Source organism: Staphylococcus gallinarum (assembly GCF_000875895.1).
Classification (GTDB): domain Bacteria; phylum Bacillota; class Bacilli; order Staphylococcales; family Staphylococcaceae; genus Staphylococcus; species Staphylococcus gallinarum.
The window spans coordinates 1-11,886 of record NZ_JXCF01000024.1; the positions used below are offsets into that span (position 1 = coordinate 1).

Annotated in this window: 10 protein-coding genes and 4 pseudogenes; 9 read left to right on the forward strand and 5 right to left on the reverse strand. The window is 29.8% G+C overall.

Features of this window, described 5'->3' with window-relative positions:
- Positions 1 to 118: 118 nt before the first annotated feature.
- Both SH09_RS10595 and SH09_RS16375 read right to left on the reverse strand, forming a co-directional pair.
- Positions 119 to 562 (reverse strand): annotated as a pseudogene (locus SH09_RS10595) (recombinase family protein); the annotation flags it as partial.
- Between the two features lie 315 nt (positions 563 to 877).
- On the reverse strand, positions 878 to 970 hold the full coding sequence (locus tag SH09_RS16375) for a type I toxin-antitoxin system Fst family toxin (protein WP_001791613.1): 93 nt from the start codon (positions 968 to 970) through the stop codon (positions 878 to 880).
- A gap of 281 nt (positions 971 to 1,251) precedes the next feature.
- Between SH09_RS16375 and SH09_RS16380 the strand changes: the two are divergent.
- From SH09_RS16380 to SH09_RS10605, 3 genes and pseudogenes are all read left to right on the forward strand, one after another.
- Positions 1,252 to 1,368, forward strand: a pseudogene (locus SH09_RS16380) (IS6 family transposase); the annotation flags it as partial.
- 307 nt (positions 1,369 to 1,675) lie between these two features.
- Complete coding sequence (locus SH09_RS10600; RefSeq protein WP_042739622.1) at positions 1,676 to 1,864, forward strand: hypothetical protein; 189 nt, start codon at positions 1,676 to 1,678, stop codon at positions 1,862 to 1,864.
- A gap of 401 nt (positions 1,865 to 2,265) precedes the next feature.
- The gene (locus SH09_RS10605; protein WP_042739623.1) at positions 2,266 to 2,889 is read left to right on the forward strand and encodes a hypothetical protein; all 624 of its coding nucleotides are present in this window, start codon (positions 2,266 to 2,268) and stop codon (positions 2,887 to 2,889) included.
- A gap of 206 nt (positions 2,890 to 3,095) precedes the next feature.
- On the opposite strand, the pseudogene SH09_RS16065 reads toward SH09_RS10605, so the two are convergent.
- Positions 3,096 to 3,530, reverse strand: a pseudogene (locus SH09_RS16065) (DDE-type integrase/transposase/recombinase); the annotation flags it as partial.
- A gap of 447 nt (positions 3,531 to 3,977) precedes the next feature.
- Here SH09_RS16065 and SH09_RS10610 point away from each other — a divergent pair.
- Together SH09_RS10610 and putP are read left to right on the forward strand one after the other, a co-directional pair.
- Positions 3,978 to 4,655: a hypothetical protein gene (locus SH09_RS10610; RefSeq protein WP_042739624.1), complete on the forward strand. Its 678-nt coding sequence runs from the start codon at positions 3,978 to 3,980 to the stop codon at positions 4,653 to 4,655.
- Between the two features lie 650 nt (positions 4,656 to 5,305).
- Positions 5,306 to 6,847 (forward strand): sodium/proline symporter PutP, encoded by a 1,542-nt coding sequence (putP, locus tag SH09_RS10615; RefSeq protein ID WP_042739625.1) that lies wholly within the window; start codon positions 5,306 to 5,308, stop codon positions 6,845 to 6,847.
- Between the two features lie 178 nt (positions 6,848 to 7,025).
- On the opposite strand, the gene SH09_RS10620 is transcribed toward putP, so the two are convergent.
- Complete coding sequence (locus SH09_RS10620; RefSeq protein WP_042739626.1) at positions 7,026 to 8,291, reverse strand: MFS transporter; 1,266 nt, start codon at positions 8,289 to 8,291, stop codon at positions 7,026 to 7,028.
- The gene (locus SH09_RS10625; RefSeq protein ID WP_042739627.1) at positions 8,275 to 9,045 is read right to left on the reverse strand and encodes a glycerophosphodiester phosphodiesterase family protein; all 771 of its coding nucleotides are present in this window, start codon (positions 9,043 to 9,045) and stop codon (positions 8,275 to 8,277) included. The genes SH09_RS10620 and SH09_RS10625 overlap by 17 nt, the downstream gene beginning before the upstream one ends.
- A 1,428-nt stretch (positions 9,046 to 10,473) precedes the next feature.
- On the opposite strand from SH09_RS10625, the gene SH09_RS10630 reads away from it, so the two are divergent.
- The 4 genes and pseudogenes from SH09_RS10630 to SH09_RS16070 all read left to right on the forward strand — a co-directional run.
- Positions 10,474 to 10,716 carry an AbrB/MazE/SpoVT family DNA-binding domain-containing protein gene (locus tag SH09_RS10630; protein WP_042739628.1) on the forward strand — a complete coding sequence of 81 codons (243 nt, stop codon included), beginning with the start codon at positions 10,474 to 10,476 and terminating at the stop codon, positions 10,714 to 10,716.
- A gap of 49 nt (positions 10,717 to 10,765) precedes the next feature.
- A complete protein-coding gene (locus tag SH09_RS10635; protein ID WP_042739629.1) occupies positions 10,766 to 11,158 on the forward strand; it encodes a type II toxin-antitoxin system death-on-curing family toxin in 393 nt (130 codons plus the stop codon).
- Between the two features lie 14 nt (positions 11,159 to 11,172).
- Complete coding sequence (locus tag SH09_RS10640) at positions 11,173 to 11,364, forward strand: YopX family protein (RefSeq protein ID WP_042739631.1); 192 nt, start codon at positions 11,173 to 11,175, stop codon at positions 11,362 to 11,364.
- A 205-nt stretch (positions 11,365 to 11,569) separates the two neighbouring features.
- Positions 11,570 to 11,886, forward strand: a pseudogene (locus SH09_RS16070) (transposase); the annotation flags it as partial.

The following is an 11,886-nucleotide window of genomic DNA, read 5'->3' on the forward strand; positions in this document are numbered from 1 at the left end:
GCGAATTCGTACCCTTTCCTTTTTCTTGTATAATTATTAAAAACTCAATTCAATAATATATTATGGGATTTGAGACACTGTGAGAGCCTCTCATTTGCATTGACAATCCACTTGTCAAGATAACCCCTTTATCACGTTTAATTCTATAAACTGTTTGGCGTGTGATGTTTACTTCTTTCGCAATCTTACTAATTGATTTACCTTCTTCTAACATTTCGACAACTCGATGATAGATAACACGTTTTTGAGGATTTTTCGCGTTCGGTGAATAGAGTAAAGGACGACCTTTATAAACACCATTGTCTTTCGCAACTTGAATACCTTGTGCTTGTCGACGTTTACTCTCATTTCTCTCTTGTTCTGAAATCATTGCTAAAATTTGTATGATTAAATCCTTCATAAAGTTATTTAGTAGAGGATTACCAATAACTTCATTCATCCTAGGTAAACTTGTAATCATTAACTGAACGTTCTTATCTTTTAAATAATTCACAGTTTCAATAATTTCATCATAATTACGTCCTAAACGATCAATTGACTCCACAACGAATCGATCTCCTAAAATATAAATAAAAAAGAGCAGAAAGGATAAATATAATCATGAATATTGAACTAGCTAATAAAGCACCTGTTGCTTGCTCATTATAAAGTCCTTTTATTATATATATTATATCTGTAAAAGAAAAAGATTGTTAGAAATCCTATAATACGCTCTGTTTTATTTCATCCTCCTATATAGATACTAATTTTGCATTTTTCTACTAACCAGTGTTATAATCTAGATAACGAAAATGATTAACAATTAATGCATCAATCCCCACACTACTGCAATAGTGTGGGGATTTTTTCGATGCTGGCTTATAAAGTCGCCTATTAATTATTTGTTGCGTTTACTAAGCCAATAAGTATAATACGCAACAGCACAGCCACTGATGACTGGTGCTATGATGTGAACGAAAATGATTAGCAAAATAATGCACCTCCTCTCTACGCCAATTGACGCCTGAGAGATAGGCGACTCCATTATTATATCATCTGTGAATGTACAAGCATATATACTGCCGATAAGTTGAATTACGTTATATTACTTTTCTATAATTCCTTAAATTTTTTGAGTTTGTTTATTAACAATAAATATTTCTACAGGTAAGAAAAGGTTCTGTTGCAAAGTTGATTTTATAGTATAATTTTAACAAAGAAAGAGTTTTCTGTATGAACTATTTCAAGTATAAGTAATTTAACAAGGATGTCATAACTGTAACCGTTGGCTACTATCTAAGATACACATTGAGTTATCGTGATATATCTGAGGTATTAAGAGAATGTGGTATAAACGTTCATCATTCAACCACCTACCGTTGGGTTCAATAATATGCTCCTATTTCGTATCAAATTTGGAAGAAAAATCATAAAAAAGCCTAGTAAGAGAAGAAAATGACCGTATGTTGCAAGAATTAAGAGTGTCACATGAACACTATAAAAAAGACAAAAGCAATTATTTACAGATATTGGGGCAATGTTGTGAGGCTTTATGACATTTGTTTGGTTATAATACTTTATGGTTTGCCTTATTTACTTGGAATAATAGCATTTATTGCTTTATACGAATAGATTAGATCAAAGTTCCATGATTAAAAAGTAATGTGATAAAGTTTTCTAGATAGGAGTGAGATAAGTGGATAAGATTAATTACTTTTTAAAAGCATTAGTATTAGCAATCATGCTTCGTTGTACAATGAATTATTTGATTCCAACACCTGAAAAGTTATCTTTTAAACTTTTAGATGGACTTATCTTTGGTGTATTAGTGTCTCTTTTAATTATTTGGTTTATTGATATTTTTAAGAAATCTTCACAAAAATAGACGACGCATTTATACCGAGATAATTTATTGTGTGTTGAGAAGAACCCTTAACTAAACTTGTAGACGAGTGTCGGCATAGCGTGAACTATTAAGCCGACCATTCGACAAGTTTTGGGATTGTTAAGGGTTCCGAGGCTCAACGTCAATAAAGCGATTGGAATAAAGCAATTTAGTTATTATTTGTTTCTATTTGTTCCGAAGCTTGTTATTAAAAAGCTAAATATTAGAGGTATTATTAGGATTCTTATTATGTTTAATTCGGCTTTGAATATCAGTTCGAAACCGATAAATATTACTAAGATGATGAGGTAATATTTAAAGAAATTCAATATTTTTTTCATTGTTACACCTACTTTTAAATTATATTGTATGTTACTTTATTTTTATAGGAGTAGATACATATGAGAAAAAAGGTTTTTACATTTAGTATTTTTATGTTAAGTGCAATTCTATTGGTATCATTTGCATTTCCAAGTATAAATGTTAATGCTACTACTAACAAGGAATTTAAAGATAGTGGTACACCAAATGAATTAGGTGTGAAAATGAGTAAAGATATAAGTCAGTTGGATGAAAATGAGGCAACTAGGGAAATTGATTATATTATAAATAATGTATTTGTTTATGATGATAATGGATATGTGATTGATGTTAATGAGCAAAAGAGTATAGATAGATATGGTTATGTTCCAAAAGAAATTAAAGAAATGAAATCTGCGGTAGATTATCAAAAAGAACTTCAAGCTGAGAATGGAAATATTGCTACTAGATCGGCTGATTATCAAACATCTAATCAATGTTTTGCTGGTGAAATGAAAAAGAATTTTGCTGACTTGATCCCAACTGGAACAATTGGTGCTATTATTGAAGATGGTGCTGCAGGAAAATTAACTAAAGATACTGTTGCTAAGGTTTTAAAAGCAGCTGGAAAAAGTGCGGTAAAAGGCAGTGTTTATGGCATAGCAGCTCAAATAATTTGGACAAATGAAAAATGTAATTGGAATTATCCTGCTGTTAAAGGATAAAACGTAATTTAAAGAGCCTATTTAATGGTCTCTTTTTTGCTTTTAGAAACGAGTTGAAAACGAGTTTCTTCATATCTTGATAATAAGGGTAACTATTTCGATTTGAAATAGTTACCCTTAAAGCATTGGTATGTATGGTTTCAAAGGTTCTATTGCAAATTCAAATAAAATATAGCTGGTCACCATTTTAACATGGTAGTATTTCCTTAACTAACCAACATTTGACTAATCTCTTGGCACGGCGAAAATCCGTAGATCTGAAGGTACCTGCGGTTCTTTTTATATAGTCCGTAAATGCATTCAATCCCTTTTATCATATTATTTGCCGTATTAATAATTTGATATCTCGTCTTCCTCACTTTAATATGGCGGTGATCTTCTTCAATAAGACTATTAAGCTACTTAGGTGTACAATGAAAGTCAGAGTTAAGGTTAAAATCTTTAATCAATTTAGACATTGCCACCTTCGTTGAAGGTGCCTGGTCTGTAATTATCATTTGGGGTTTGCCAAATTGTTTAATCAGACGTTTAATAAACGCATATGCTGAATGATTATCTCATTTCTTACGTAATCAAATATCTAATGTATGACTATCTGCATCAATGGCACGATATAAATAGCACCATTTGCCTTTTATTTTGTGTCGCATCAACGCGCCATATATAATAGAATACTCACACTATAATTTATTCTAATATTTAATATATTGCATGTTTAAACATAGATAATTAGATATATTTAAGTAAAGGTAATGGTAAGTCATAACTGTTATAACTTATTGGTTGAGAGATGATTTATTAAAAAAAAGAAAATATTTTATGTGAAAAATTTATAAAGCATGAGATATAGACATGTATTATTCTTCAATAACTAAAAAACACTATATTTTAATCAGCTATTAGTATTTAACACTTTGATAATTACAGTTACATTCTTTGAAATTAAAATGATAATGTATGTTTTTTATAGAGTGCGCAATATAACTCATCATATAGAAAATAGGAGATATCATTTATAATATGAGAGCGGAGAGTGCCTAGTTTACATTGGGTTTCTAATTATAATTGTTTGATGAGGAGGATGCATTTTGGCTATTAACGATAGATTTGAAAATATATTTAAAAATTTAGATGCGTACTATAAAAGTAAAATCGAGTTTAACGATTTAATTACCGGTAACTTACCAGAAGTTGATTTATTGAACATTAGTGAAAGTAAACTATCAGATCATCTTATGGATGCATTGATAACAATTGATATATTTACAAAGATAAAAGAGTTTAATAATAAACAGTTAGGGATATATGAAAAAATACTGACTGATGTTTATCATATTATTGAAATGATTGATTTAAATGCTAGAGAACAGGAGAAAATTTTAGCGTTTCAGAAAGAATTACTACTTCGTAGAAGGAAAGCGAAGGAATTGAATAATGTTTTGAATTTGCTTCCTAAGCGACCTGGAGATACTCAGGAAAGACTAAATAAGCTTAGTTTAGTTGAGCGTAGGAAAACAAAATTACAATATTCACTGCGTAGTAAAAATGTATTTGGTGATGTCATAGAAGATACTAAAAAACTTGGTATTTATAAAGGAAACTTTATTGAGACGAGTCGTATAAAAATGCTCCAAAAAGATGAGTCTTATATCAGTAGGCAATATATTAAATTACTAGAAGCAATTTTAGAAGATAATGGTGAGGGGGATAGTAATCAAAATGTTAGAACAAAGATATTAAATTTTATTCGCAAAGATAAATCATAGGCCATGTATCTATAAATATACACATGTAGAATTACAAGAATAGCTAATGTTTATTTAATACTATTTTAATCTGTATCTTATTAAGAGCTTTATTGTTATTAAATTAAGTTTTTGCTTCTTAGAATCATTGATACAATAGTTTATTTACATAAGGAACAATTTCAATACATACCATTAGTTATTGAATTTTTTTGTCGGTGTAATCATCTCGCAACAGTTGGCGTTCCATTTAGACTTATTTTATTACTTATAAAGGAATTTGACTAGTGTGACTACGACATATGTTCAAATTTCTAAGGATAAAGTTAGAGACAACATTTGTAAAACTTTTATTTTTCATTATGATAACAATGGTTTGAAAGCCCATCCAAATCCAATATGTTACCTCTAAATATATTAAGTTTATATCTTATCTTATTAATTTTGATATTAAAGAATATCAAAATTATTTTACCTCACCATTACTGTAATTAATAAAGAGTTAAATTGTTCATGCTGAGTGTTATGAATATTTAAAATATCTTAAATAAACAATATGTATATTAATCAATAGAGAGAGTTAATTTTTTAATTATGGTTTATATAATTATATAGTTATGTATAATTAAGTGTGTAAATGAAGTATTTATATGAAAGGGAGAGAATAATTTATGAATGTTTTAGGAGTTACATTGTCTCAACAAGTAAATCCTAATTGGCAAACATACGTTATGCTTTGCGCTTATTTTATTATTTTACTTGTGATTGGTTACTATGGATACAAACAATCGACGAGTAATGTAAATGAATATATGTTGGGAGGGCGTAATATTGGACCCTATGTTACGGCACTTTCTGCAGGCGCATCTGATATGAGTGGCTGGATGATTATGGGCTTACCAGGAGAAGTTTACACAACAGGGTTATCTGCAGCATGGTTAGCTATTGGTTTAACAATAGGAGCTTATGTTAATTATATAGTTGTAGCACCTCGTTTACGTGTTTATACAGAAAAAGCAGGAGATTCAATTACACTGCCTGACTTTTTCAAAAACCGTTTAAATGATCAATCTAATCTTATTAAAATTATTTCTGGTGCAATTATTATCATTTTCTTTACACTATATACACATTCGGGTATGGTTTCCGGAGGTAAGTTATTTAATAGTGCTTTTGGATTAGATTATCGATATGGTTTGATTTTAGTGACAGTGATTGTTATAGCGTATACGTTCTTTGGGGGATACTTAGCGGTTTCTATTACAGACTTCTTTCAAGGCGTAGTAATGATTATTGCTATGATAATGGTGCCCGTTGTCGCAATGCTACAATTAAGTGGATTGGATACATTTTCACAAGTTGCTGATTTAGAACCTACAAATTTGGACTTTTTTAAAGGAACAACGTTGATTGGTATCATTTCCTTTTTAGCATGGGGGTTAGGTTATTTTGGTCAACCACATATTATTGTTAGATTTATGTCTATTAAATCAGTAAAACAGATTAAGACGGCTAGACGATTTGGTATTAGTTGGATGACTATTAGTTTAGTTGGTGCTGTAGCAGTTGGTCTAACAGGGATTGTATTTGTAAATAAGCAAGATTTAAAATTCAAAGATCCCGAAACACTATTTATACTTATGGGACAAATTTTATTTCATCCACTTGTAGGCGGCTTTTTACTAGCAGCTATTCTCGCGGCAATCATGAGTACAATTTCGTCCCAATTATTAGTTACTTCAAGTTCATTGACTGAAGATTTCTACAAATTGATAAGAGGAGAAGCAGCAGCAAAAAGACATCAAAAAGAATTCTTATTAGTTGGAAGATTATCTGTGTTATTAGTTGCTGTAATAGCAATTCTTATTGCATGGCATCCTAATGATACGATATTAAATTTAGTAGGTAATGCATGGGCAGGATTTGGAGCAGCGTTTGGCCCCCTTGTAATTCTTTCATTATATTGGAAAGGGTTAAGTAGAACTGGTGCCGTGAGTGGCATGGTGACAGGTGCTATTACTGTGATTATGTGGATTATATTTGTAAAGCCCTTAGGAGAATATAATGATCTTTTCAATTTATATGAAATTATACCAGGCTTTTTAGTTAGCTTAACGGTTACTTATGTAGTTAGCTTGTTTACTAAAAAACCTGCTCATAATATTGAAAAAGAACTTAGTACAGTCAAATCACTTATCAAAAACAATAGATAATATTTAAAGACTTGAAAGTATGTAATGTGAATAAATTAGTATAGGTATATTGGTAATTTTATATTAATATGATACTATATTCTTAGGTTGAGTCATTGTTTAAAATATGTAAAAATCCTCACGTGCCAAAAAGCAATGTGAGGATTTTTTCTATTACTAAAATTGCGCTGATATAGTTTTAGCTCGTTCGTTTATTGATTATAGTTAATAGCATAGAGGATAAGCAACCTAAAATAGATACACCTATGCCAATTTTGAATATTAATTCATATGCAATGATTTTGTTACTTGAGTATAAATCAAGAAATGCGCCATTCATCGTATAAACCCAGAATATAGGGGCATATGCAACAAAGGAGCCTATACTCATAGCAGAGCCCATATATTTTTCTGGTATTTTAAGCTCTGCTATTGGGGCCAGAATAACACTTTTAGACAAGAAAGTAGTCACTGAAAATAGTATTAATAACATAAAGCTAAGCACCATAGGTATTTTAAAAAATACTATGATTGTTAATATGACAGACGATATAAATAAAGCAACAGCTATCATTTTAGAAGAAGATTTAAATACAAAGTTGGCAATGATTCCAGCTATAATTCCCATTAAAACACCCATTAGCCCAGTGTTAAAAATTCCAAATAATGCTGTTTGGGATGTAGATAAGTCATATAGGTTTTGCAGATACGGGACACTATAGATTAAAATTATGTAACTCCAATATATAGTTAAAGCACTGATGGCAGCAAGCCAAATCTTCGGTTTTGAGAAAACAAAAAATATACCTCTAAGAGCCTCCTTGGACTTATTGATGTTATTATTTTCTTTTTCGGTAGATATACCATTTTTAGGTACAAATTTAATAATTAAGATGATAAGCGGTAAGATTAATAAATTATATGTTAGCATACTACCTTTAAATATAGCAATTCCGCTGAAAATTGTCATAATAGCAACAATTAATAGGTTCATTAACATTTCTTCTGCACGTCTCACTGACTCTAATAATCCAAAGCCAATCGCTCGCTTATTTTCTTTAGTAAATAGAGTAACTCCATTTAAAACAGCTGGCCAAAAGAAAGCATCGACGACACCCCAAATAATTGCAATTATTTTTAAAATACTAAACGATGGGGAACAAGTTATCACAAATGTCATAGTAATGAAACGAACAATGAGTCCAAAGATTAATATAGACTTAATAGAAAATCTATTATTAACCCACCCACCTGGTATGTAGAAAAATACAGATATACCGATCAAACTGAATATAACTCCAAGTTCAGAATTTGATATATTTAATACTTCTAGTAATAAATTATAGAAAGTACCTTTGAATGCTTCAAAAGCAGAATATATGATTTGTCCTGTAGTTAAAACTGAAAAGAAACCTATAAGATCTTTTTTATTTTTTAGACCTAACTTATCAATCAACATATTCATTTACCATACCTTTATTATTTAAATGTGCTAGTTTATCAGCGCTATCTGTAAATATTCCATTTACACCCCAGTTGAATAATTCGTTAGCCCTAGCTATATCATTCACGGTCCAAATATTTAGTTTATATCCTTGATTGATAATATAGCTGACCTTTTCTCTTGTTAATTTTTTATCTTCCAAGTGTATGATTTTAATATCTAAATAATCAACAATTGATTGCCAATCCGGATAAAATGAATGTTCTTCAAATAAGGCTGCTCTTTCAATGTCAGGAAGTGACGCTTGAGACAATTTTAATAGTGTAAAATTAAAGCTAGATATTAAGATTTGGATATTGTCATTGAGTAATGTTATTTCTTTAGATAAGAGCGTTATTAATGCTTTTGATTGGTGAAAACTGTTATTTCCTGTAACACCTTTTAGTTCGATATTTACGTTAAGGTTATATTCATTTATAACCTTTGCTAATTGTTTGAATGTAGGTACATGCTCTTTAGTATACTGATTGCTGAACCACTGGCCAGCAGAAGCTTTTTTAATATCTTCATAATATGAATTAGAAACCTCACCTGTCATGTTAGTTGTCCTATCTAAAAAATCATCATGTATAACTATTAGTTCATTGTCTTTTGTAATAGCGACGTCTATTTCTATCCAATTTAACCCATGAGTTTCTCCTACTTTTATGAAAGAGGATAAAGTGTTTTCCGGTGCTATATTAGGTAAACCACGGTGTGCAAATATTGTACTCATTGAAAATCTCCTTACGACTTTTAATTATATACCACTATATTATATAATAAGTAATAATTAATTTGAACACATTAATTTTTATAAGTATTAACACTACAGCAAACACAAAAAATAAATATATTATATTGTGAATGTGTCTTGTGATTTGGTTTAATAGTGAATAGGTAATAACGAGTTAGGAGATACGAAGCTTAGACAATATATCAATGATTAAATTAATAATTCAAATAAGCGATAATTATTTTTTAATTGCTTAAAAATCGAAAATATTGTTATGATACATTTAGATATTCAAAAATATGTTGAATATTGTCTTCCTAAATTATTTGTATAATTTGCGTCTCTGTGTGAGACGCGATTTTTATATAAAAAGGGATGAATCAAAGCAAGGAATATGTAAGCTTATGAGAAACTATAAATTGATATGGTAGATTTAATTCATACAATGAAAAGGCAAATATTATCTAAAATGATTCTTTGTTGAATAATTTCTTTATAGGAAAAAGTAGGCTATATAACAACAGAACTCATTATTTTATAGAAAGACTTTGAATAGTGACAGTTTAGAAAAATAGATGTTTGTAAACATAAAAATAGCCCTGCTTAAGCAAATATTTAAATTTGCTTAACTTGTGAGAAAACTAACAAACTAAATAAAAGGTAACTATAGTATCACACAATCTGCTTTGAGCAACTATTGTAAATACTACTTCAATGCTTCTAGAATCACTCAATCGAGTGATTCTTTTTATTTACGTTCAAAGTCTATTTATAACCATTGATGTATGGGATGATTTGAATTTTCCATAAGAACTTTAGCGACATAATGTGAGTGGTATTCAACATCACTATTCATCTATCGTTCGATAACTCCAAGATTTCCGTATATCGTATGGTTGAATATAATATCTTTTTTTATCAATGTCGACCTCATTTTTCTCAAACAAAGGATAATAAATTTCTTCTATTGCCTTTTCAACAAACTTTATCATATGGATTAAGTTATAAAATATAAGGTTAATCATATTTTAACTTCATTCATAGCTTAATCAATACCTTAATTCTAAACATCTGAAGTAACTCTGATTTTTAAATATACTAAAATTAGTGACTATCGTAGTTACACTTTATTTTAATTACGATTTTTCATTGTCTAAGGGCACACTTACCTATCTCGAAAGTTGTTGTACTATAATCAAATCAACGTTTAATAATCCAATGTTCTTATTTTGGATTTTAAGGAGGCATTTAAAGCACTCTCTAATTTTATAGTTTTGTTTATATTTACGTTAATTAACAATTTAAGAGTGGAATGTATGAGAGTGAAGAGGTTGTATTGAAAAATATATAACCGCTTATTTGGTTATACACATTTACAAAAGATAACAATTGATATACAAAGATATACATTCGGAAGGAGTAATTACTATGGCAGTTATTAACACAAGAAAACTTAGAAAAATTGGTAATAGCAAAGTGCTAACAATACCAGATGAAGTTCTAAAGACTTTAGATATTAACGAGGGTCAAAAAATCGCATTTAATGTTGAGAATGGTCAAGTGGTATTAGAAGCGGTTAAAACAGATAGTAAAGACATGGATATTTTAAGCATGGCAGATCAAGTGAGTAATCAATATGACAGTGCTTTAAAAGATTTAGTGAATAGATAAGAGTGAATTTGTAAGTGGATTAATGATAAATATTACTGGAGGACAGCATATGCAGTATTTAACTGAAAAGGACATCATCACACTCAATGTATATGTTATTAATAAATATAACCCGAATGAGCAAATAGGTGTAAAAGAAACAACTGCTTTAAATATGTTAATTAATGCACCTAAACAATATGTAATTGGCGAAGAACAGTACCCTACTTTAGAATTGAAAGCAGCTAACTTAGTTAGGAATTTAGTACAAAAGCATGTATTTTACAATGGCAATAAAAGAACAGCTCTAATGATATTAGTTGTCTACCTAAAAATGAATGGATATCAGTTTAACGCTAGTAATGAAGAAGCGGCTTACTACATGGTTAAAATTGCTACTGACTATTTACAGGAAGCGGACATAGAGCAATGGATTGAAAAGTATATAATACTAAATGAGTAAAGAGGATTGATTACATGGTAGTGAAGTTTAGAGCATGGGATAAAAAGCATAAAGAAATGTTAAAGGTTGTAAGTATAAACTTTGATGAAAAATTCATAAGAGGATTATCAGAAGTTGAAAGTAATTTGGATATAGAAAGTAGTTATAATTTTGAAGATATAGAATTAATGCAATTCACAGGGGTTAAAGATAAGCACGGTATATAGATATATGAGGGGGATATTATCGATAAAGGTTATCATAATTTTAGCATTGAAAACCGAATTGGTTATGTTGAGTTTGCTCAAGGTGGAGATTCAGACGGTTCGGCGCACGAAATTAGTATCATGCTAGCAATTTAAGCAAACACTGACATGATGAATTAGTGGTTAGCTATATTTTTTACTTTGCAACAGAGCCAAATTTGAGGAGCAACGTCCAAATAAAAAATGGTTAACTGATGTTACAGAATTCAAACTTAAAACGGGGAAGAAACTTTATTTAAGTGCTATTTATGATTTGGGAAGTAAAAAAATCATTAGTTATGAGTTAAGCTCCTCTAACAATAATAAATTTGTACTAGACACACTTAAGAAAGCAGTTAAAAAGTACAATAAAGGTATACTCCTGCATAATGATAGAGGTTGTCAATATACCAGTATTCCTTATAAAACTATGTTAGATCAATTCGGCATCAAACAAAGCATGTCAAGACCTGGATGCTGTATAGATAATGGACCTATGGAAGG